We start from the raw sequence: 20998 nt of genomic DNA on the forward strand, positions 1-20998 counted from the left end.
CATGTCATCCCGCGAGACCCGCGCCATCTGCGAGATGGCGCCCATCGTACCGGTTCTGGTGATCGACGATGCAGCCCATGCCCGCCCACTGGCCGAGGCGATGGTCGCCGGTGGCCTGCCCGCGCTGGAGGTGACGCTGCGCACCCCGGCGGCTCTGGAGGCGATCCGCATCATGGCTCAGGTACCCGGCGGCGTGGTCGGCGCCGGCACGCTGGTCACGCCCGAGGACGTGCGCGCGGCCAAGGCCGCGGGCGCCCGGTTCGGTGTATCGCCCGGCGCGACCGACAGATTGCTGGCCGCCTGCGAGGCGGAGGGCTTGCCGCTTCTGCCGGGTGCGGCCACTGCCAGCGAGGCGATGCGGCTGTTGGAGCGGGGCTATGACATGCTCAAGTTCTTTCCGGCCGAGGCCTCGGGCGGGGCGCCCGCGCTCAAGGCGATCGGGGCGCCGTTGCCGCAGATCGGGTTCTGCCCCACCGGTGGTGTGTCGCCGCAGAATGCCGAGAGCTATCTGAGCTTGCCCAACGTGGTCTGTGCCGGTGGCAGCTGGGTGGCTCCCAAGGACCTGGTGGCGGCGGGCGACTGGGCCGGGATCGAGGCCCTGGCCCGTGCCGCAGCAGGGCTCCGCCGGAAATAGATTGGGCCGGATCGTCCAGGGTCAGGTGATTTGCTTCAGTGCGGCGGCAACGATCGCTTCGGGGCAATCCTCCTGAACCAGATGCCCGGCATCGGGGATGGGAGTGCACGGTGTCCTTGAGATCAAAGCCGCCAGCTCCATGCCTTTGTCGTAGGGGATCCAGGCGTCGCGCTCTCCCCATAGGACGGTGACAGGGCAATCCATCTGACGGTAAAGCCCTTGAACCTCGTCGGTGTATTTCTGATCCATCTGGGCGATCTGGCGATAGAAGGCCGGTTGCCCGACCGGGCCGGTCCAGGGCGCTGCATAGATATCGATCGCCTCCGGTGGCAGCGGCCGGTGCGCTGCGGTCTGCAAATAGGCGCGCATCAGGGCCTGATGCATATAGTCGGGCATTCCCGAAAATGCGGCCTCGTGCTGACGCACGTGCTGCACGAAGGGCGACCCCCAGGGAGCAAGTGCTACAGCGTCGAAGATCGTCAGTGACTTGAAGCGCAGACCATCGAGGAAGTAGCCACGCAATGCCGTTGCGCCGCCAAAATCATGGGCCAGAACATCGGGGCGGTCCAGGTCCCAGCCTCGGAACAGGCCGGCCAGGACCCTGTTCTGAACCGCCAGGGACACGTCCTGACCTTCACGCATTTCCGATTGGCCATATCCGGCCAGATCAAAATAATAGACCGTCCTATGGTCCGTCAGGTAAGGGACGATCCTGCGCCAGACTTGCGAGGAAAACGGCGTGCCGTGGATGGCAACCAACGGAGGGCCGTTCCCGGTCTTTCCCCACCGAATTGCGGTGCCTTCGATGATCGACATATGGGGAAGATCCAGCATGGCCATAACTCACATTTACATTTAGCTAATTGACTATATGATGAGAGGCCATGGACAGGTCAACTCAAATCAAAGCCATGGCCAGCGGGCCGCGACTGAAGGTTTTGCAGCTGCTGGCGGAACCTCAGCGACACTTTGCGGATCAATGGTCGGCGGATCCGGCAGAGTTCGGGGTGTGCATGACGATGATCGCCAAGGCGCTCGACGTTGCGCAGTCAACGGCCAGCAGGCATCTGGACCTGCTGAAACAGGCAGGTTTCATAACGGTGCGGAGGCACCTGAAATGGTCCTATTGCCAGCGGGACGAGGCGGCGATCCGGGAGTATCTGGATTGGCTCGCAGCAGAACTCGCACCAAGGCGCTAGAGCGGTGAGGGCATAAGCCGGGGGCTCTGCCCCCGTCGCGCGGGCGCGACTCCCCCGAGGTATTTTCGAACAGAAGAAATGCGAAGCGCGCGATCAGCCCAGGATGCGGGACATCAACCGCCGATACCAGCCGGAGGTGCGCTGCGTCTCGTCGGTGCTGGGCCGTTGCTGGGCGGCGGCGCCGATCGGGTCGACCAACTCCTTGCCGCCTTCGAATTGCAGACGATAGAGATCGGCATAGATGCCGCCGCGCGCCAGCAGGTCTTCGTGACTGCCCTCGTCCACCACTTCGCCACGCTCCATCACCACGATCTTGTCGGCATTGCGGATGGTGGAGAGACGGTGTGCGATAACCAGCGTGGTGCGCCCGCCCGAGAGCTGATCCAGCGCGGCCTGCACCACTTTTTCCGATTGCGCATCGAGCGCCGAGGTCGCCTCGTCCAGCAGCAGGATTGGCGTGTCGCGCAGCAGCGCGCGGGCGATCACCACCCGTTGTCGTTGCCCGCCCGACAAGGCAGAGCCGCGCGGCCCTACCAACGTGTCGAGCCCGTGTTCCAGCTTGGGAAGGAAATCCGAGACATGGGCAGCATCCAGCACTTCCTTCAAGCGCGCCTCGCTGACATCGGTACGGCCTAGCAGAATGTTCTCGCGCAGGGTTTCGTCGAACAGAAGCGCCTCTTGGGTGACCACCGAAAAGAGGCCGCGCAGTTTTTCCAGCGACATGTCCCCCACCGCGACATCGCCCACGGCAACCCTGCCCGATTGCGGATCGACCAGTCGGGTGAGCAGGTTGAAGATGGTCGATTTGCCCGCCCCCGAGGCGCCCACCAATGCGGTGGTCTTGCCCGCCTCGGCGCTGAGTGACAGGTTGCGAAGCACCTGCGCGTCGCCATAGGAGAGCGAGACATTCTCAAGCTGGATCGCGGGCAATCCCGAGGGCGCGGCCACCGGCTTCGGTGGCGACAACAGCAGGATCGGCGTGTCGAGCAGGTCCTTGATCCGCTCCAACGCCGCCGCCGCCGCCTGCCAGGTGCCCGAAATCGAGGCCAGCCGCCGCATCGGGTCAAAGCTGAGGCCGATGGCGGTGAAGAAGCTCATGAACTGGCCGACGCTCTTTTCCCCGGCGATGATCTCGGCCCCGCCATAGAGCAGTACGCCCATGAAGCCCAGGCCCGCCATCACATCCACCAACCCGGTGATTGAGGCGGTGCCGAAAGACGCGCGCACCTCGGACCTTACATAGGTCTTCATGTGGCCATCAAACCGGTCGAGCTGATAGCGCTCCAGTGCGTTCAGCTTGATCGGTACGATGCCGTGGAAAATCTCGTCCAGCCGGGTGGCCAGCGTCGCGCCCTGATCACGGGCCATCGCAGCCTTCTTGCGCACATAACGCTGCGCCATGGCGATGGGCAGAAAGGCCAGCGGGACGCCCACCAGCATGACCAGCGTCCAGATCAGATCGACATTGACCGCCACCCCAATCAGAACCACCAGCGAGACCAGATCCTTGCCTGCACCGGTGATGATCACCTGCCAGACCTGGTTGACCGAGCCGACATCGACCTGCACCCGCTGGATCAGGAAGCCGGGTGGATGGGTCTGGTGAAAAGCGGTGTCCTGTCGGATCAGCCGTTTGAGCAGGTCGAACCGCAGATGCGCGGCGGTTTCCTGCGAGATGCGCGCCAGCAGCACCTTTTGCCCGACGCTGGCCAGACCTCGTACCGAGAAGATCACCAGAAAGGCGAGGCTGACCCAGACCAGCGCATCGCCATTGCCGTTGACGAAGATCTCGTCGAACATCGGCTGCATCATGTAGCTGATCGCGCCGACCATCGAACCTTCGAGCAGCATGAACAGAAAGGCCACGCCCAAGAGGCCCATCCGGCTTTTCAGATAGTTCTGCCAGAGCCAGCCCACCAGCTCGCGCGAGGACATCGGTTTAGCGCTCATCTTTCGGCCTTCATGTGGGGGAGAGGGGGCAGGATAGAAACCATGACCGGGCCATTTAAGCAGGTGGCGGGCAGGGTGCAAGTGTTCGGGGCGGTCTCGGGCTTGTGAAGACATGGATGCAGATTCTCCGAGACCGAGGTTGCGGCACGGATTGACGCCGCCCGGGCGCGGGCTAGGCTGTGCGCGACTTCAGGAAACGGGTAAACCCATGACAGGCAATATCTCTCTGGCGCAGGGGCGCGGCTATCTGGCGATTCCGGGGCCTTCGGTGATGCCGGACGCGGTGCTGCGTGCCATGCATCGCGCCGCGCCCAATATCTATGCCGGCGAATTGGTCGATATGATGCCCGGCCTGATGACCGATCTGCGCCGGGTGGTGCGGACCGAACATCACGCGACCATCTATATTTGCAACGGCCATGGCGCGTGGGAGGCGGCACTGTCCAACGTGATCGCGCCGGGCGAGGTCGTGTTGGTTCCTGCTTCGGGAAGGTTTTCGCATGGTTGGGCCGAGATGGCCGAGGGGCTGGGCGCCGAATGCCAGATCATCGACTTTGGCAAATCCGCGCCTTGGGATCTGGACCGGATCGCCGAGGCGCTGAAGGCCGATACCGCGCACCGGATCAAGGCGGTGTTGGCGGTGCATGTGGATACCTCGAGCTCGATCCGCAATGACATCGCCGGGCTGCGGGCGGTTCTGGACGAGGTGGGGCATCCGGCGCTTCTGATGGCCGATTGCATCGCTTCGCTGGGTTGTGACGTGTTCGAGATGGATGGCTGGGGCGTTGATGTGACTGTCACCGCCAGTCAAAAGGGTCTGATGGTGCCGCCGGGGCTTGGTTTTGTTTTCTTCAATGAAAGGGCGGCGGCAAAACGGGCATCCATGCCACGCGTTTCGCGCTATTGGGACTGGGTGCCGCGCGCCAACCCAACCGATTTCTACCAGTATTTCGATGGCACCGCGCCGACGCATCATCTCTATGGGTTGCGCACCGCGCTCGACATGATCCACGCCGAGGGGATCGAACATGTCTGGGCCCGTCATGCCGTGTTGGCGCGGGCGATCTGGGCCGCCTGCTCGGTTTGGGCCGAGGGGGGCGATCTGGTGATGAATGTTGCCGACCCGGCTTATCGCAGTCATGCGGTGACTGCCTTGCGGCTGGACAGCGGCAAGGGCGCGGCGCTGCGGGAATGGACAGAGGTCAATCTGGGCCTGACGCTGGGCATCGGTCTGGGCATGGCTGCGCCGGGTGACCAGGCCTCTGGCAAGTTCTTCCGGCTAGGCCATATGGGGCACTTGAACGGGCAGATGGTCATGGGACTTCTAGGCGGGATCGAGGCAGGGTTGCATGCGCTGGACGTTCCACGTGGCGCAGGTGCGCTGGAGGCGGCGGCTCAGGTCCTCGCGATGGGGTGAGCGCTGTTCAGCGCATCCGTGCGGCCAGCCGTGTGATGCCATGGTGAACAAGCGCTGCCAGCAGCAGCGTGGCGGCAAAGCCCCAGAGCGCCCAGACCAGTATCAGGATCCAGGTCAGGTTCACCCCGAGCATGACCAGGGCAGGGACTGTATAGTCGGGCGCACGCCCGATGCCGCGTTCATCCATGATCCGCAGTTTAGGGCAAATTGCCTGAATGTCAGGTAAATCCGTTGCGATCAGCGGCGTGCCGCCGCCAAGGCGGCGGGCAGGGCGGCGGCAAACGCGTCCAGATCGGCCCTTGGTCCGCAACTGACGCGGATGCAGCGATTGTGTGGCTCGGCAAAGGGCATCCGCACAAAGATGCCAGATGCGACCAGGCTATCGAGTACCCGTTTGGCAAAAGCACCATCTCTGCCGCAGTCGATGGTCACGAAATTGGTGGCCGACGGCAGCGGTATCAGTCCGTTTTCGCGCGCGACTTCGCCCAGCCGGATGCGCGCTTCGGCGATCTGTTCCTGCACTTGGGTCAGCCAGTCGCTATCGGCCAGCGCCGCCAGCGCCCCGGCCTGGGCCGCGCGGTTAATGCCGAAATGGTTGCGCACCTTGTTGAAGGCGGCGATCAACTCTGGCGCCCCCAGCGCATAGCCCACCCGCGCGCCCGCCATGCCATAGGCCTTGGAGAAGGTGCGCATGCGGATCAGGCGCGGGTCGTCGGCATCGACCTGAACGGCGGTGCCCTCGGGGGCGCATTCCACATAGGCCTCGTCCAGCACCAACAGCGTATCCTCGGGCAGCGCCTTCATTGCGGCCACGATATCGACGCCCTTCAGCCAACTGCCCATCGGGTTGTCGGGATTGGCGAGATAGACCAGCTTGGCCCCCACCTCGGCTGCCTTGGCAAAGAGCGCCTGCGGGTCCTCGTGGTCGCCCGCATAGGGCACCTTGCGCAGCACCCCGCCAAAGCCCGCCACGTGATAGTTGAAGGTGGGATAGGCGCCCTCGGACGTGACCACCGGATCGCCCGGACCCACCACCAGTCGCACGAGATAGCCCAACAGCCCGTCGATGCCTTCGCCCACCACGATATTGTCGGGCCGAACCCCGTGATGCACCGCAAGCGCCGCGCGCAGGTCGTGGTTTTCCGGGTCGCCATACATCCAGATCTCGCCCGCCGCCTGCTGCATGGTTGCGATGGCGCGGGGCGAGGGACCAAAGATATTCTCGTTCGCGCCCAGCCGCGCGGCGAAGGGCGCGCCGCGCTGACGCTCCTGCGTCTCGGGGCCGACAAAGGGCACGGTTGCGGGCAGCGATTGGGCAAGCGGGGTATAGCGTGGTCCGGTCATGCGCGCCACATAAGCGCAAGCCGTGGCGCCGGGCAAGACTTGCCTTTGCTGGTCCCGCCTCGCATGGTGCGCCCAAGTGCAGAGAGGTGCCCATGCGTTACGTTCTGATCCTGTTGCTCGCTGGCCTTGGCTATCTGCTGTTCTGGCCCATTCCGGTGGCGCCCGTGGCCTATCACCCGCCGGAAAACCCCGGATTTATCGGTGATTTCGCCGAGAACCGGGTTCTGGACAAGGTCGAATTCGTACCGCTCCCAGACGGCGAAATCGGCCCCGAGGATCTGGCCGTGATGCCGGACGGCACGGTCTATACGGCGTCGCTTGCAGGCAATCTCTATCGCATCGACGGCGCGGTGCCGGAACTGGTCGACCGGCTGGGCGGGCGGCCACTGGGCCTCAAGGCCGGACCGGACGGCGCGCTTTACATCGCGGACAGTTTCCGGGGCGTCCTGCGCTGGACAGCACCCGGCAAGGTCGAGACCGTGGTGGACCGGATCGACGGTGCACCGGTGATCTATGCCAACCAGCTGGATCTGGGGCGCGACGGAACCATCTATTTCTCGAACTCCACCGACCGGTTCGATCCCAGGACCCTGGGTGGCACCAAACCCACCTCGGTCATGACCGTCTGGGAACAGTCCGATACCGGTTATGTCGCCCGGCGCACGCCCGATGGCAGGGTCGAGAAGATCGCGACCGGTTTCGTCTATACCAATGGTGTCGCCCTTTCACCGGACGAGGATTTCCTGCTGATCAACGAGACCGGGCGGGCGCGGGTGCACCGGCTGTGGCTCAAGGGCGAGAAGGCGGGACAGACAGAGGTGTTCCTGGAAAACCTGCCGGGCTATCCCGACAATCTCGAGGCGCAGGGCGACGGCACCTATTGGCTGGCCTTTGCCAGCCCGCGCGTCCCGGCCGAGGCGCTGATGCCTCACCCCTTTCTGCGCAAGGTGGTCTGGCGATTGGGCCCCAAGGTGCGGCCCGCGCCGATCCATCGCGGCATGCTGATCCAGTTCGACGGAACGGGGCGCATCCTGCGCACGGTACAGGACCCCGATGGCCGGCTGGGCATCACCACCGGCGGCAAGCAGGTGGGCGAGCGGTTCTATGTCATGACGCTGGATAGCCCCGGCTTCGCCCGCATGGATGCCGCCGACCTGCCCTGATCTGCCCCCACGTCCTGCTGGCAAGTCGGATCGGAACCGGGCAGTCTGGCGCCAAACAGGAATGGAGAACCAGATGGCGCGCGTATCCGTCGAATACAAGGACCATATCGCATTTGTCACCCTGACCCGGGGTGACAAGATGAATGCGCTGGACGAGGCGATGTTCAAGGCGATTATCGCGGCGGGGCAAGAGGTTGCGGCCTCGGACGCGCGGGCGGTGGTGCTGTCGGGCGAGGGCAAGAGTTTCTGCGCCGGACTCGACGTGTCGAACTTCGCGGCCTTTGCCGGCAAGGATCCGGTCCAGATGCTGATGCCGCGCAGCCATCACGATGCCAATGACTTTCAGGAGGTCGCGCTGGTCTGGCGCAGGGTGCCGGTACCGGTGATCGCGGCGCTAAACGGGGCGGTTTATGGCGGTGGGTTACAGATTGCGCTGGGCGCCGATATCCGGATTGCCGCACCGGATACGAAACTATCCGTGCTGGAAATGAAATGGGGCCTGATCCCGGATATGGGCGGCATGGTTCTGTTGCCGCAACTGGTGCGCTCGGATGTGCTGCGCCTGCTCACCTATACCGCGAGGCCTATCGGGGCCGCCAAGGCAGCCGAGTGGGGGCTGGTGACCGAGCTGGCTGATGATCCTCTGGCCGAGGCCACCGCGCTGGCGCAAGAGATCGCGGGCAAGAGCCCCTCGGCGATGCGATCGGCCAAGCGGTTGATCGAGCTTGCTGAATCGGAGCAGAGAACCGAAATTTTGCTGGCGGAATCGCAAGAACAGGCACAACTGATCGGCAAGCCGGATCAGATGGAAGTCATCGCGGCCCAGATGCAAGGGCGCGCACCGGTCTTCAAGTAGTGGGTTCAGACTTTCGCGAAAGTCTGAAGACAAATCCTCGGCGAAGATTTGTGCCAATTCCTTTCAGGAATTGACCTGCACCTATGCGTGCTCTCCACTTCTACCGGCTGAACTCCTAGGAGGGGTCTCACCAAGTACGAAGAGGCAATGTAATCCGCTACTCTTCTTTCTCAACTTTCGTCAATCTCTGCCATAAACAACGAGAATTCCGAAAGGAACATGTCCAGTGCGGGTGAGTCATCGATCAGGGCATGGTTGTTCCCGGGCAGGGTAACAAAGCGCGCGCCGGGGATCAGCGCTGCCATCCTGCGCCCCTCAGCCACAGGCACGCGTCGGTCGCCTTCGGAATGCAGAACCAGTGTTGGAGCCTTGATGCGGGGCGCATAGTCTGAAACCTCGACCGAGGCGTTCATCGTATTGATCCGGGCCGCCACATCCGGCGAGCATGAGACCCGCTGTAACTCGTCAAAGCTGGATTTTTGCGCCTCGGTGGAATCCGGCATCATGCTTTCGGTGAACAGGTGCCGATAGGCCGGGTTGGGTGATCCCCAGCCTTCGCGGATGAGAACGTTCGTCGCCTCGGACAGGGCCGTTTGTTCGGGCGAATTGCGCTTGAGCGCGCCACGAAGATAGCCCGCGATCAGCACCAGGCCTGAAACTTTTTCCGGGTTTTCAGCGGCATAGCGCACAGAGAATGCGCAACCCTGCGAGATGCCGAAGAGAACGAACCGGTTCAGGCCAGCCGCCTCGACGATGCTGCCGATGTCCGAGATCATCGCGTCCTCGGAAATCTCGGCCGGGTCCCGATCGGAAAGCCCATTGCCGCGTTGGTCGAAGCGGACAAGATCGCATCTGTGCGACATCTGCTCCAGAAACGGCCCCCAGACCGGGCTGCGCCATTCATAGTCGAGATGGTTGAGCCAGTTTGGTGCCTTCAGGACACTCGGCCCCTTGCCGATCCGCGCCCATGCCAGTTGTGTGCCGTCCGCTGCAATGCAGAACGATACATGCTGGGCCTGGGAACGGGCGATATCGGGGCTTTTGTCCTGGTTACGGTTCGGCACCCATTGCCAGACACGGATCGGGCGTGTGATGTTCTTGACCTTTTGCAGGCCCAGATCGGTGAAAGACTCCGCTACCCGGTCCTGTGTAATCTGGTGTACGATGTCCGCGATACAGATCCCGCCAGGTTCCGAAATCGCCTCCAGCCGGGCCGCGACATTCACCCCGTCACCGAAAATATCCCCGTCCTCCAAAAGGATATCTCCGATATTGATGCCGATGCGGTACTGGATGCGTTCCTTGCGCGGGGTGTCGGCCTCACGCTGCTGCATGGCCTGCTGGATCTCGAGCGCACAGCGCACGGCGGCCTGCGCCGTGTCGAAGCGCGTCAGCATGCCATCGCCGGTCGTCTTGACGATCTGGCCACCCGCCTGCGCGATGGCGGGGTCGATCAACTCGCGCCGATAGAGTTTCTGTCGCCCCAGAACATCGCTTTCGTTGCGCTCCATCAGGCGCGTGTAGCCTGCCATGTCGGCAGCCAGAATGGCGCAGAGACGACGCTCCATGATCCGATCCCCCGTTGAGTGCCCTACACCCTTGCGGACGATCATACATGGATATCGCCGACTTGCGTGATCCTATTTCAGAAAGGCGCGCCGCGCGTCACGCGCCATGTTGTAGCGCATCTCGAGATCGGCGATCCGTGCCATGGCCGCTTTGCGTTCTGCCGGGTCGCTCAGCCGGGCAAAGGCCGCGCGTGCGTCATCGAGTTGCGTTTTCAGAGAGAACTCCTCGGGGATTACTCCGGCCTGCGCCATGATCCGGAAACCGGCCGCGACAGCAGGGTCGCTCAAGGCCTCCTGGCTGCGGTCGGGCAGGGGTTTGCCCTCGCCCTCAAGACCCGAGAGCTTGCCCTCGGCCCGGGCCTTGAGGATCTGGCGTTCGATCAGGCTGCGCAATGTGTTCAGCATGCGGGCAGCCTAGCAAAAACCCCCACCGGTGGCGACACCGATGGGGGTATTCATGGCCACTTTTTGGGGCGCAGAGAAAGGATCAGCCGAGTTCGGCCAGTCGCGCCAGCGCCTCGTTCAGCCGGACCTCTTCCTCTTCGCGGGCGGCAAGGTTCTCGCGCGCTTCTTCAACCACTTCGTCTGGCGCGGACTCCACGAATTTGGGGTTGTTGAGACGTCCGCGCAGGCCGCCCAACTCCTTGGCCAGCTTGCCCTTGGCCTTTTCCAGCCGGTCCTTTTCGGCGCTGATGTCGATGATCTCGGCCAGCGGCAGACCAAAGGCCGCGCCGGGGGCGGCGATCGAGATGCAGCCCTTGGGCATCGCATCGGCCTTGGTCAGGCTGTCGATCCGCGCCAGACGCTTGATCAGCGCCTCGTTCCGGTCCCAGGCCGCCTGTCCGTGATCGTCGATTTCCGTAACGATCATGGGCACATAGAGGCCGGCAGGCACGCGCATCTGGGCGCGGGCGGAACGCGTGTTCTCGATCACCGAGATCACCCAGTTCATCTCGCGGTCAGCGGCGTCATCGACCAGATCTGCGGCCTTGTAGACGGGCCAGTCGGCATGCACCAGCATCTTGGCCCGCTCGGCGGTCAGCCCCCAAAGCTCCTCTGTGATGAAGGGCATGATCGGGTGCAGCAGGACCAGGCACTGATCCATCACCCAGCGCATTGTAGCGCGGGTCTCGGCCTGGGCCTCGGTATCCTCGCCCTGCAACAGCGGTTTGGACAGTTCCACGTACCAGTCACAGACCTTGCCCCAGACAAAGGCGTAAAGCGCGTTGGCCGCGTCGTTGAAGCGATAGCTGTCCAGCGCCGCATCCACCTCTTCGCGTACACGGGCGGTTTCGCCGATGATCCAGCGGTTGACAGCGGCCTCGGGCGCCAGCTCGGCGGCGCTGAGCCGAGGCACGGCGTCGGTAAAGACCTCGTTCATCTCGGCAAAGCGGATGGCGTTCCACAGCTTGGTGGTGAAGTTGCGATAGCCGGTGATCCGCTCTTTCGACAGTTTCAGCACCCCGCCAATCGCCGCCATCGAGGCGTTGGTAAAGCGCAATGCGTCGGCGCCGAATTCGTCGACGATCTCCAGCGGGTCGATGACATTGCCGGTGGTCTTGGACATCTTCTTGCCCTTCTCGTCGCGGACGAGCTGGTGCAGATAGACGGTGTGGAACGGCACCTCGTTCACGACCGCAAGCTGCATCATCATCATCCGGGCGACCCAGAAGAACAGGATGTCGAAGCCGGTGATCAGGACCGAGGTCGGGAAGTACCGGTGCATCTCGTCGGTATCCTCGGGCCAGCCCAGCGTGCCGATGGGCCAGAGGCCGGAGGAGAACCAGGTGTCGAGCACGTCAGGGTCGCGCCAGACCGGGTAGACCAATTTGGTCGGGTCCTGCGACATCTCGTATTCGGCCAGCCCTGCCGCAAGCGCATGCACGGCGGCGGCGCGGTCTTCGACCTCGATCACGCGGGCATGGTTCAGCGGCGTGGGCAGGGGGGCCTCGGCATCGGCGACCTGCCGGATGACCGCCTCGAAATCAGGTGCGCAGAAATGATGTTCGTCGCCCAGCAGCAGTTTTTGTTCCGACAGCAGGCGGCCCATCTCGACCAGGTCGAGGGCTCCGTCGTTCTCATCGTCGGAAAAGCCGTTGGTCGACAGGTCGAACCCATACCAAACCGGGATCTGATGCCCCCACCACAGCTGGCGCGAGATGCACCAGGGCTCGATGTTTTCCAGCCAGTGGTAATAGGTCTTCTCGCCCGATTCAGGGATGATCTTGACCGTGCCGTCGCGCACCGCGTCCAGCGCGGGGCCGACGACCTTTTCGGCGTCGACGAACCACTGGTCGGTCAGCATCGGCTCGATCACCACCTTGGAGCGATCGCCAAAGGGCTGCATGATGGGCTTGGCCTCGACCAGCGGCACGATGGCATCCGCCCCCTCGGCGCCGGGTTTCAGCGCGGTGGTGCCCAGGCGCGGGTCCGAGGCCACAGTCATCACGGCGAGACCCTCGCTGGTGATCTCTTCGACCACTTTCGCCCGCGCTTCGAACCGGTCGAGGCCGCGCAGATGGTCGGGAACCAGGTTGATCACGTCGATCTGGTTCTCGGTGAACGCTCGCCCGCGCGCATAGTCCTGCGCCTTGCCCGCCTCTTCGGCATAAGGCGCGCCGTCGGCCCGCATCTGGCCGCGCGTGTCCATCAGTCGGTAGAGCGGGATGCCGCCGCGCTTGGCGACCGCATAGTCGTTGAAATCATGCGCGCCGGTGATCTTGACCGCGCCCGAGCCGAAATCCTTGTCCGGGTACTCATCGGTGATGATCGGGATCTGGCGGCGGTGCTCTTTCGGGCCGACCGGGATTTCGCAGAGCTTGCCCACGATGGGGGCGTAGCGTTCATCCGAGGGGTGCACGGCCACGGCGCCATCGCCCAGCATGGTCTCGGGCCGGGTGGTGGCGATGGAGATATAGTCGCGCTCTTCCTCGAGCACGATGTTGCCGTCTTGGTCTTTCTCGACATAGGTATAGGTGGCGCCGTCCGCGAGCGGGTATTTAAAGTGCCACATATGGCCCGCGACCTCGATATTCTCGACCTCGAGGTCCGAGATCGCGGTCTCGAAATGCGGGTCCCAGTTGACCAGACGCTTGCCGCGATAGATCAGGCCCTTGTTGTACATGTCGACAAAGACCTTGATCACCGCATCATGAAAATTCGGAGAATTTTCATGGCCGGTGCGCGGGTCGCCGGCGGCACCCGCCATGGTGAAGGCATTGCGCGACCAGTCGCAGGAGGCGCCGAGGCGTTTGAGCTGATCGACGATGGTGCCGCCGTACTGGCCCTTCCACTCCCAGACCTTCTTGAGGAATTCCTCGCGGCCCAGTTCGCGGCGCGAGGGCTGCCCCGTCGCGGCCAGCATCTTTTCCACCTGCATCTGGGTGGCGATGCCCGCGTGGTCCTGGCCGGGCTGCCAGAGCGTGTCGAAACCGCGCATCCGGTGCCAGCGGGTCAGGATGTCCTGGAGCGTGTTGTTGAAGGCGTGGCCCACATGCAGCGCGCCCGTAACGTTGGGCGGAGGGATCATGATGGTAAAGCTTTCGTCGCGCGAACGGTTTGCGCCCGCCTTGAAGGCGCCGGCCTCTTCCCAGGCCTTGGTGATGCGGGCCTCGGCCTCGGCCGCGTCGAATGTCTTTTCCATCGCCATCGTGGGGATCCCTTCGGTCAATCGAGGGATCAATTACCCAAAGGCGGGGCGAAGGAAAAGGCGGCTGGTCATGTTTTCTTGTTGCTTCGGGCCGGATCGCCGGCGGATGCGGGCGGAAATGAGTATTTTTGACCAGAAAGAAGCGGCAAGTCTTTGTTAACCAGAATCGCCGCAAGCTGGGGAGGCGGTACAGGCTGGAGAGCCGATGACCGCACCAGGAAGAAGCCGCCCCTGTCCCGCGGCAGGATTATCCCCTTGCGGACGGACGGCCACCGGATCGGGGCGCTTCGTTGCTGCTTCTTTCTGGTTACAAATACTCAAATGGCGCACCCGTGGGGCCGGGTGCACCGCCGGGGGTCTATCCGGCTGTCTGATAGAGCGGCACCGCGCTGCTGGCACCCTGGGCCAGGGCCTTGGCCTGGTCGGCGCGGATGCGCTCGTAGAGTGCCAGCGCCTCGGGGGAGAAGAGGCGCGCGGGTGCGTCGACTGGGATGAAATTGCCTGAACTGTCTGTGCCGCGTGCGGGCATGGCATAATCGCGCTCGGCCACCAATTGGCGCGCATTGGGATTGAGATAGCGGATCGCCATGCCAATGCGGCGGTCGTCCGAGCGGTTGGGGCCGGAGCCGTGGATGGTCAGCCCGTGGTGCAGTGACATCTGGCCCGGCGCGAGTTCGATATGGGTCCTGTCGGCCTCGGCCACGTCGACGGCGATCTCCTGCCCGCGCGACAGAAGGTTGTTTTCGGAATAGGTATCCGTATGCGGCAGGATCGGGTTCTTGTGGCTGCCCGCCACGAAGTCCATGCAGCCGCTTTCCACCGTCGCGGGCGACAGCGCCAGCCAGGCGGTGACCTGGTCGGGGGTTTCGCCCATGCCCCAATAGGTCAGGTCCTGGTGCATGCCGACCACATGGGTGGTGCGCGGTTCCTTGATGAAGAATTCGGCCGACCAGACCAGGAGGTCGGGGCCAAGCACGCCCTGGACCAGGTCGAGGATGCGCGGATCGCGGGCGATGCGGGCGGCGAGCGGCATCACCACATGGGCATTCACGCGCTTGTACATGTTGAGTGGCAGCGGCAGCTCGGCGGTAAGCCAGTCTCGCTCGATCTGTTCCAGTTCGGCGCGCAGGGTGGCGGCCTCGCTCGCGGACATCACCTGCAACGGGTGCAGGAAGCCGTCCTGCCAGTATTGCGCGGTCTGCTCGGCAGAGAGGTGGCCGTTCGCGGTGGGAATGGGGCTGGGCATCGCGGTCTCCGTCTGTTCGCGTTTCCGGCAGGATAGCGGCGGTGTTGCGCGGTTCAGAACAGTATGTCTTGCCGGTCAGAGCAAGTTCAGCTTAGCCTTGCGGTCATGGTATCGCGGATCCCCTCGCTCAACTGGTTGCGTGTCTTCGAGGCGGCGGCGCGGACGCAGAGCTTTGCCCGGGCGGGGGCGCAGCTCAACATGTCGGCGGCGGCGGTCAGCCAGCAGATCAAGGCATTGGAGGGGCATCTGGGCGTGGCGCTGTTCGAGCGGCGGGCGCATTCGGTGGTGCTGACCGAGAGGGGGCGAGCCTATCTGCCCGGTGTGCAGCAGTCACTCTTGATGCTCGAGACCACGACGGCGGGGCTGTTCGGGGGCGGTGGTGAGCAGATCGTTTATGTCCGCTCGATCCTGCTGTTTGCCCAGGGCGTGCTGGCCCCGGCGCTGGGCGGGTTCATGGCGGCATATCCCGGTGTCGATCTGCGCTTGAGAACCGGCAATGACGTGGCCGATTTCCAGGGGCCGGTGGCGGATATGCAGATCGTGTTCGGCAACCCGGCTCTATTTGGCGGGCAGGCGGACGATCTGATGGGCGAGCTTCTGTATCCCGTGGCGCATCCCGATCTGGCGGCTGGGATCACCCGCCCGGAGGACCTGTTGCGGCATCGGCTGATCGACGTTTCGGCGCATCGGGCGGGGTGGTTGCGCCTCTTCGAGGCGCTGCGCCTGTCACCGGCTGCGGGGCAGTTCCTGTTTGTCGACAACACGGTGATGGCGGCGGCGCTGGCGGCCGAAGGGGTCGGGCTGGCGCTGGCGCGGGCGCCTGCCAGCGATACGCTGATGGCGCGGCATGGTCTGGTGCGCTGCCTGCCCGGGGTCGAGTCGGCGGGGCTGGAGCGCTATCACCTTGTCTGCGAGGATCGCGCGCGGCTACGCGAGCCCGCCCGCCACTTCCGGTCGTGGCTACTGGATCACCTGCGGGTGGCGCCGGATCAGGCGCCCAGCCGCGCGCGGAAATAGGTTTCGACCCGCGCATAGGCCGGTTCGTGGAAATGCAGCGTAAGAAGGGAATGCCGGTTGCCGGGGTATTCGACCGTTTCCAGCCCGTCGTCAAACGCAGTTTCTAGGTTCCGCATCAGCCTTGCGGGGGCCATCTTGTCGTCGCGGTAGCGCATGGCCAGGGCTGGCCCCTTGGCGGACATGCCCGCACGGGCACCGGAAATGTCGGCCTCGCTCATAGGCAGTGCGTCGCCCCCGAAAACGGGCAGGGCCGGCTGGCTGGCCACAGCACCCAGAACGGCGTCATCGGCCATCAGCGTCAGGGCGAAACTGCCTGTCAGGCACATGCCGATCACGCCGATGCCGCTCCTGCCCTCGCGTTCGCGGATATGGCGGGCAAGGGCGCGCATCCACGTGGCAACCGGGCTTTGTCGACCCCTGAGAAACATGTTGAACTCGCGACGGACACAGAACAGGCGGACGGCGTTGGTTACAAGGGTGGTCTTGCCGAAGGTTCCGAAGAAATGTGGCAGGTAGACGGTGAACCCCGCCGCGATCAGACGGTCGGCCAGTGCCAGTGTCTCGGGGCCTATACCGGGCAGTTCCTGCAACAGCAGGATGGGCGGACCGGAGCCTTTGACATGCACGCTGTGTCGGGCCTCGCGCCCGCTGTCCAACGGGGCGGCGAAGGTGAAACACTCATCCGGGTTCCAGCTGCACATGCGCGCTTATAAGCCTTTTGCGTGCACAAATCCACGCGCTTGAGCGTGGTACCACTGGTGTAGGGCTCAGAGGCGCACTCTGCGGTATCGCCGGGCGACTGGACAAGCCGTGGGCACAGGCTAGTCTCGGGTGAAGCAGAATGCGGGCGAAGGGGAAAGCAATGGAAAAATTCGGCAAAAGCCAGCCGGTTACGCGGATCGAGGACCAACGCTTTCTGACCGGCCAGGGCCGGTATGTCGACGACCTGGTTCCGGGTGACGCGCTGGTGGCGATGTTCTTTCGCTCGCCGGTGGCACATGGTGAAATCCTCGATCTGGACCTGGGCGCGTCGCGCGAGATGCCGGGCGTGCATCTGGTGCTGACACTGGCCGATCTCGAAGCGGCAGGGGTCAAGGTGGGGCTGAGCGGCACCACCATGGCCAATCGCGATGGTAGTCAGGGGGCAGCGCCGGAACGACCGATGCTGGCGCGCAATCACGTGCGCTTCGTCGGCGAGGCGGTGGCGATGGTGGTGGCCGAAACCGCCGATCAGGCCCGCGACGCGATCGAAGCGATGGGCATGGATATCCGCGACCTTCCGGTAATAACCGACGTGGGCCCGGGCGGCCCGGCGATCCACGCGGAGGCTCCCGAGAATCGTGCCTTTGATTGGGGGCTGGGCGACGAGGCCGCAACCGAGGCGGCCTTTGCCAGCGCCACACATGTGGTCGGGTTGCAGGTCGACGACAACCGGGTCATCACCAACTCGATGGAGCCGCGCGGCTGTTACGCCGAGATGGTCGAGGGGCGACTGCATTTCGCCTATGGCGGCCAGGGTGTCTGGGGGATGAAGGCGCAACTGGTCGAGAAGCTGGGCATCGCATCCGAGGATGTGCGGGTGACTACCCCCGATGTGGGGGGTGGGTTCGGCATGAAGGCGATGCCATACCCCGAATATTTCACCGTCGCCCATGCGGCACGGGTGCTGAACCGACCGGTGCGCTGGATGTCGGACCGGACCGAGGCGATGCTGAGTGACAATCATGGTCGCGACCTGACCTCGCTGGCGGAACTGGCCTTTGACGCCGATCTGCGCATCACCGCCTACCGGGTGCGCACCCGCTGCAACCTGGGCGCCTATAACAGCCATTTCGGCCAAGCGATCCAGACTCAGCTGTTCTCGCGCGTGTTGACCGGGGTCTATGACATCCAGACCGCCTGGTTGCAGGTCGAGGGGTACTACACCAATACCACCCAGGTAGATGCCTATCGCGGGGCGGGGCGGCCCGAGGCGATCTATGTGCTGGAAAGGGTCATGGATCGGGCCGCACGCGAGTTGGGTGTCACCCCCTGGGAGATCCGGCGCCGCAACTTCATCCGGACCGAGGCGTTCCCCTACAAGACCGCGACGGGCGAGACCTATGACGTGGGTGATTTCGACCGCTTGCTGCGGCTCGCCGAGGCCGAGGCGCAGGGCTTTGCGGCACGTCGCGAGGCCGATGCCCAGTCAGGTCTGCTGCGCGGGATCGGAGTGTGTTACTATATCGAAAGCATTCTGGGCGATCCTTCCGAAGGCGCGGAGATCGCTTTCAACGAGGATGACACCGTGGACCTGATGGTCGGCACCCAATCGAACGGACAGGGGCACGAGACTGTCTATGCTCGATTTCTGGCCGACCAAACCGGGCTGCCGATGGACCGAATCCGGGTGGTGCAGGGCGACAGCGACCGCATCGCGCAGGGCGGCGGTACCGGCGGCTCGCGTTCGGTCACGGTGCAAAGCAATGCAACTTTGGCCACAGTTGAACGCATGGTTGCCGCATTCACGCCCTTTCTCGCGGGCAAGATGGGGGTTGAGGAGAGCGAGGTGACATTTGACGACGAAACCTTTCGGGCGCCGGGCTCCAATCTGACGCCCTCGATGCTGGAGGCCGCTGCGATGGCACGGGCCGACGGGCGCAATGACCTTCTGCGCCATGCCGCGCGGGCCAAACTGCCGGGTCGGTCCTATCCCAACGGCGCTCATCTTGCCGAGATCGTGATCGACCCGGAAACCGGTCATGCCCAGGTGGACCGTTACCGGGTCTGGGACGATTTCGGGAACCTGATCAATCCCTTGCTCGCCGAAGGACAGGTGCACGGGGGAGTCGCGCAGGGGATCGGTCAGGCGCTTTGCGAACATGTCGTGCATGACGACGAGGGGCAGCTGCTCACGGCAACGTTCATGGACTATGCCTTGCCACGCGCAAGCGAGGTTCCCATCATCGGGTTTACCTCGGTGCCGGTGCCGTCGACAGCCAACCCGATGGGGATGAAAGGCTGTGGCGAGGCCGGTACGGTCGGCGCATTGGCCGCGATTGCGAACGCGGTGCAGGATGCGATCTGGGATCGGGGGGTGAGGCAGGCGGATATGCCCTTTACCCCCCTCAGGCTATGGGAAATGCTGAATGCTGAACCTGTCGCGGCTGAGTAGGAAGCTACTGGGATGGCTGGGGCGGCCGCTCAGCGCCGCCCATTCAGGCGAGGTACGCCAGCGCGGACCGCAAACCCATGTGATCATCCTCGACGGGACCATGTCGACGTTGGAGCCGGGGCGCGAGACCCATGCGGGCCAGACCTATCGGCTGATGTGCGAGATGGGGGCGCAGGTTTCGGTCTTCTACGAGGCGGGTGTGCAATGGACCAGCTGGCGCACGACGCCGGACGTGATGATGGGCCGAGGGCTGAACCGCCAGATCCGCCGGGCCTACGGATATCTTGCGTCGCGCTATCGGCCTGGCGACCGGATCTTTCTGCTGGGATATTCACGCGGCGCCTATGCGGTGCGCAGTCTGGCCGGGGTGATCGACATGGTGGGACTGTTGAAGGCCGAACATGCCACGGTGCGCAATATCCGGCAAGCCTATCGCCATTATGAATGCGACGTCCAGGGACCGCATGCGCAGGTGTTTCGCGATCTCTATTGCCACCACGACGTGATGATCGAAATGGTCGGGGTCTGGGACACGGTCAAGGCGCTGGGCTTGCGGCTGCCGGTGCTGTGGCGCCTGTCGGAACAGCGGCACGCCTTTCACAGCCACCATCTGGGCCGTAGCGTGCGCCATGGCTATCATGCGCTGGCGCTGAACGAGACGCGCGACGTATTCGAGCCGATCCTGTGGGACTGCAAGCCCGAATTCCGTGGCCATGTGGAGCAGGTCTGGTTCCGTGGCACGCATGGTGATGTGGGCGGGCAGTTGGGCGGGGATGAGCGCGCCCGGCCTCTGGCCAATCTCTCGCTTGTCTGGATGCTGGAGCGGGCCGAGAACCTTGGCCTGCCGCTGCCCGAGGGCTGGCGCGCGCGCTTTCCCACCGATCCCAACGCGCCTTCGGTCGGAACATGGAACGGGTGGGGCAAGATATTTTTGCTGCGCTCGGCCCGCGCCGTCGGCAAGGACCCCAGCGAGCGGTTGCATGAAAGCGTAACCGGCGACGCGCTGCCCGCCGGCCTGCCGGCCCCCTACCTGCGCTCACGCAGTTACGGCTAAGCGGGCCGCTGCCAGATTGCGCGCCTGCGGCGCAAGACGATATCTCGGCGGCGTGCCGCCGCCTCGGGCGGGTGATCGTTGTGAGGTCGCGCAATGCGTGCCGGTCGGCAACGGGTTGAGAGGTGGGATGCCTCCGGCGGGAGTATTTTCGGCGGAATGAAAAGGCGGGGGTGCCGCTTCTTTCTGGTCGCAAATACGCGACATCAACCGCGCGGGATATTCAGGACGATGCAGGTGGTCGAGCCTGTGGCATAAAGGCGGTCGTCCTCGACGCCCCTGATCTCGCCATGGGCGACGCCGGTGGAGCGGCCGACATGGTCGGCGATCCCGATACACTCGACCTCGGTCCCGGTCGGGATCGAACGGATGATGTTGATCTTGTATTCCAGCGTTGTATAGGCCGCGCCCTTTGGCACCATCGTCTGCACCGCGCAGGCCATGGCGCTGTCGAGCAGGGTGCCGTACCAGCCGCCATGCACGGCGCCGAGCGGGTTGCAGACGTCGAAACTGGGCGTGCCGCGAAAGGCGACGCGGCCTTTCGCGACCGCGTGCAGGTGATACCCCATGGTGCGCGCGATGGGCGGGGCGGGCAGGCGGCCATCGAGGATGCCCTGCATGAAATCGAGCCCCGACATATTGGCCATGTCGGCCGGTCCCAGCAGCTCTTCGGGTCCGTTGGCGAAAGTCATGGCGCGTTCCTCCGGGTCAAGGTCGGAGGAACGCTAGCAGGGGCCGCAGGATGCTCAA

General features: G+C 64.1%; 18 protein-coding genes. 8 read left to right on the forward strand and 10 right to left on the reverse strand.

All coding sequences use genetic code 11. From position 1 onward, the window contains the following. The first annotated feature begins 1 nt into the window (after nucleotide 1). Entirely contained in the window at nucleotides 2-634 is a 633-nt protein-coding gene (gene eda, locus AC2FL1_RS04785) for a bifunctional 4-hydroxy-2-oxoglutarate aldolase/2-dehydro-3-deoxy-phosphogluconate aldolase (RefSeq protein ID WP_496876148.1), read from the forward strand. Between the two features lie 21 nt (nucleotides 635-655). Here eda and AC2FL1_RS04790 read toward each other — a convergent pair whose 3' ends face one another. Next, the gene (locus AC2FL1_RS04790; RefSeq protein WP_496876149.1) at nucleotides 656-1468 is read right to left on the reverse strand and encodes an alpha/beta fold hydrolase; all 813 of its coding nucleotides are present in this window, start codon (nucleotides 1466-1468) and stop codon (nucleotides 656-658) included. A gap of 50 nt (nucleotides 1469-1518) precedes the next feature. Here AC2FL1_RS04790 and AC2FL1_RS04795 point away from each other — a divergent pair, with 50 nt between their 5' ends. After that, nucleotides 1519-1833 carry an ArsR/SmtB family transcription factor gene (locus AC2FL1_RS04795; protein ID WP_496876150.1) on the forward strand — a complete coding sequence of 105 codons (315 nt, stop codon included), beginning with the start codon at nucleotides 1519-1521 and terminating at the stop codon, nucleotides 1831-1833. Nucleotides 1834-1926: 93 nt separating this feature from the next. Here AC2FL1_RS04795 and AC2FL1_RS04800 read toward each other — a convergent pair whose 3' ends face one another. After that, a complete protein-coding gene (locus tag AC2FL1_RS04800; RefSeq protein WP_496876151.1) occupies nucleotides 1927-3783 on the reverse strand; it encodes an ABC transporter ATP-binding protein in 1857 nt (618 codons plus the stop codon). A 208-nt stretch (nucleotides 3784-3991) separates the two neighbouring features. Here AC2FL1_RS04800 and AC2FL1_RS04805 point away from each other — a divergent pair, with 208 nt between their 5' ends. Continuing rightward, a complete protein-coding gene (locus AC2FL1_RS04805) occupies nucleotides 3992-5200 on the forward strand; it encodes a pyridoxal-phosphate-dependent aminotransferase family protein (RefSeq protein ID WP_496828264.1) in 1209 nt (402 codons plus the stop codon). A gap of 7 nt (nucleotides 5201-5207) precedes the next feature. On the opposite strand, the gene AC2FL1_RS04810 is transcribed toward AC2FL1_RS04805, so the two are convergent. Together AC2FL1_RS04810 and AC2FL1_RS04815 are read right to left on the reverse strand one after the other, a co-directional pair. Further along, a complete protein-coding gene (locus tag AC2FL1_RS04810) occupies nucleotides 5208-5387 on the reverse strand; it encodes a hypothetical protein (RefSeq protein ID WP_496876152.1) in 180 nt (59 codons plus the stop codon). A gap of 50 nt (nucleotides 5388-5437) precedes the next feature. Then, complete coding sequence (locus AC2FL1_RS04815) at nucleotides 5438-6544, reverse strand: pyridoxal phosphate-dependent aminotransferase (RefSeq protein WP_496876153.1); 1107 nt, start codon at nucleotides 6542-6544, stop codon at nucleotides 5438-5440. Between the two features lie 92 nt (nucleotides 6545-6636). Here AC2FL1_RS04815 and AC2FL1_RS04820 point away from each other — a divergent pair, with 92 nt between their 5' ends. Together AC2FL1_RS04820 and AC2FL1_RS04825 are read left to right on the forward strand one after the other, a co-directional pair. Beyond that, complete coding sequence (locus AC2FL1_RS04820) at nucleotides 6637-7707, forward strand: SMP-30/gluconolactonase/LRE family protein (protein WP_496876154.1); 1071 nt, start codon at nucleotides 6637-6639, stop codon at nucleotides 7705-7707. Nucleotides 7708-7780: 73 nt separating this feature from the next. Next, nucleotides 7781-8563, forward strand: a complete 783-nt coding sequence (locus tag AC2FL1_RS04825; RefSeq protein ID WP_496876155.1) for a crotonase/enoyl-CoA hydratase family protein — start codon at nucleotides 7781-7783, stop codon at nucleotides 8561-8563. A gap of 170 nt (nucleotides 8564-8733) precedes the next feature. On the opposite strand, the gene AC2FL1_RS04830 is transcribed toward AC2FL1_RS04825, so the two are convergent. The 4 genes from AC2FL1_RS04830 to AC2FL1_RS04845 form a co-directional block, all read right to left on the reverse strand. Beyond that, nucleotides 8734-10131: an alpha/beta fold hydrolase gene (locus tag AC2FL1_RS04830; RefSeq protein WP_496876156.1), complete on the reverse strand. Its 1398-nt coding sequence runs from the start codon at nucleotides 10129-10131 to the stop codon at nucleotides 8734-8736. Nucleotides 10132-10203: 72 nt separating this feature from the next. Continuing rightward, nucleotides 10204-10536 (reverse strand): DnaJ family domain-containing protein, encoded by a 333-nt coding sequence (locus AC2FL1_RS04835; RefSeq protein ID WP_496828252.1) that lies wholly within the window; start codon nucleotides 10534-10536, stop codon nucleotides 10204-10206. An 82-nt stretch (nucleotides 10537-10618) separates the two neighbouring features. Further along, nucleotides 10619-13780 (reverse strand): valine--tRNA ligase, encoded by a 3162-nt coding sequence (locus AC2FL1_RS04840; protein WP_496876157.1) that lies wholly within the window; start codon nucleotides 13778-13780, stop codon nucleotides 10619-10621. 358 nt (nucleotides 13781-14138) lie between these two features. Next, nucleotides 14139-15026 carry a phytanoyl-CoA dioxygenase family protein gene (locus AC2FL1_RS04845; protein WP_496876158.1) on the reverse strand — a complete coding sequence of 296 codons (888 nt, stop codon included), beginning with the start codon at nucleotides 15024-15026 and terminating at the stop codon, nucleotides 14139-14141. 105 nt (nucleotides 15027-15131) lie between these two features. On the opposite strand from AC2FL1_RS04845, the gene AC2FL1_RS04850 reads away from it, so the two are divergent. Then, complete coding sequence (locus tag AC2FL1_RS04850; protein WP_496876159.1) at nucleotides 15132-16043, forward strand: LysR substrate-binding domain-containing protein; 912 nt, start codon at nucleotides 15132-15134, stop codon at nucleotides 16041-16043. On the opposite strand, the gene AC2FL1_RS04855 is transcribed toward AC2FL1_RS04850, so the two are convergent. Beyond that, on the reverse strand, nucleotides 16016-16744 hold the full coding sequence (locus tag AC2FL1_RS04855; RefSeq protein WP_496876160.1) for a dienelactone hydrolase family protein: 729 nt from the start codon (nucleotides 16742-16744) through the stop codon (nucleotides 16016-16018). The genes AC2FL1_RS04850 and AC2FL1_RS04855 overlap by 28 nt on opposite strands. 161 nt (nucleotides 16745-16905) lie before the next feature. On the opposite strand from AC2FL1_RS04855, the gene AC2FL1_RS04860 reads away from it, so the two are divergent. Further along, nucleotides 16906-19197: a xanthine dehydrogenase family protein molybdopterin-binding subunit gene (locus AC2FL1_RS04860; protein ID WP_496876161.1), complete on the forward strand. Its 2292-nt coding sequence runs from the start codon at nucleotides 16906-16908 to the stop codon at nucleotides 19195-19197. Next, a complete protein-coding gene (locus AC2FL1_RS04865; RefSeq protein ID WP_496828240.1) occupies nucleotides 19172-20251 on the forward strand; it encodes a T6SS phospholipase effector Tle1-like catalytic domain-containing protein in 1080 nt (359 codons plus the stop codon). Before AC2FL1_RS04860 ends, AC2FL1_RS04865 begins: the two co-directional genes overlap by 26 nt. Before the next feature lie 203 nt (nucleotides 20252-20454). Here AC2FL1_RS04865 and AC2FL1_RS04870 read toward each other — a convergent pair whose 3' ends face one another. Further along, a complete protein-coding gene (locus tag AC2FL1_RS04870; RefSeq protein WP_496828238.1) occupies nucleotides 20455-20940 on the reverse strand; it encodes a PaaI family thioesterase in 486 nt (161 codons plus the stop codon). Nucleotides 20941-20998: the final 58 nt, after the last annotated feature.

It is taken from the genome of Ruegeria sp. YKSF070, from assembly GCF_059612725.1.

Coding starts and splice junctions, on each gene's coding strand:
- eda (WP_496876148.1), top strand. CDS start 2: ATGTCATCCCGCGAGACCCGCGCCATCTGCGAGATGGCGCCCATCGTA.
- AC2FL1_RS04790 (WP_496876149.1), bottom strand. CDS start 1,468: ATGCTGGATCTTCCCCATATGTCGATCATCGAAGGCACCGCAATTCGG.
- AC2FL1_RS04795 (WP_496876150.1), top strand. CDS start 1,519: ATGGACAGGTCAACTCAAATCAAAGCCATGGCCAGCGGGCCGCGACTG.
- AC2FL1_RS04800 (WP_496876151.1), bottom strand. CDS start 3,783: ATGAGCGCTAAACCGATGTCCTCGCGCGAGCTGGTGGGCTGGCTCTGG.
- AC2FL1_RS04805 (WP_496828264.1), top strand. CDS start 3,992: ATGACAGGCAATATCTCTCTGGCGCAGGGGCGCGGCTATCTGGCGATT.
- AC2FL1_RS04810 (WP_496876152.1), bottom strand. CDS start 5,387: ATGGATGAACGCGGCATCGGGCGTGCGCCCGACTATACAGTCCCTGCC.
- AC2FL1_RS04815 (WP_496876153.1), bottom strand. CDS start 6,544: ATGACCGGACCACGCTATACCCCGCTTGCCCAATCGCTGCCCGCAACC.
- AC2FL1_RS04820 (WP_496876154.1), top strand. CDS start 6,637: ATGCGTTACGTTCTGATCCTGTTGCTCGCTGGCCTTGGCTATCTGCTG.
- AC2FL1_RS04825 (WP_496876155.1), top strand. CDS start 7,781: ATGGCGCGCGTATCCGTCGAATACAAGGACCATATCGCATTTGTCACC.
- AC2FL1_RS04830 (WP_496876156.1), bottom strand. CDS start 10,131: ATGGAGCGTCGTCTCTGCGCCATTCTGGCTGCCGACATGGCAGGCTAC.
- AC2FL1_RS04835 (WP_496828252.1), bottom strand. CDS start 10,536: ATGCTGAACACATTGCGCAGCCTGATCGAACGCCAGATCCTCAAGGCC.
- AC2FL1_RS04840 (WP_496876157.1), bottom strand. CDS start 13,780: ATGGCGATGGAAAAGACATTCGACGCGGCCGAGGCCGAGGCCCGCATC.
- AC2FL1_RS04845 (WP_496876158.1), bottom strand. CDS start 15,026: ATGCCCAGCCCCATTCCCACCGCGAACGGCCACCTCTCTGCCGAGCAG.
- AC2FL1_RS04850 (WP_496876159.1), top strand. CDS start 15,132: ATGGTATCGCGGATCCCCTCGCTCAACTGGTTGCGTGTCTTCGAGGCG.
- AC2FL1_RS04855 (WP_496876160.1), bottom strand. CDS start 16,744: ATGTGCAGCTGGAACCCGGATGAGTGTTTCACCTTCGCCGCCCCGTTG.
- AC2FL1_RS04860 (WP_496876161.1), top strand. CDS start 16,906: ATGGAAAAATTCGGCAAAAGCCAGCCGGTTACGCGGATCGAGGACCAA.
- AC2FL1_RS04865 (WP_496828240.1), top strand. CDS start 19,172: ATGCTGAACCTGTCGCGGCTGAGTAGGAAGCTACTGGGATGGCTGGGG.
- AC2FL1_RS04870 (WP_496828238.1), bottom strand. CDS start 20,940: ATGACTTTCGCCAACGGACCCGAAGAGCTGCTGGGACCGGCCGACATG.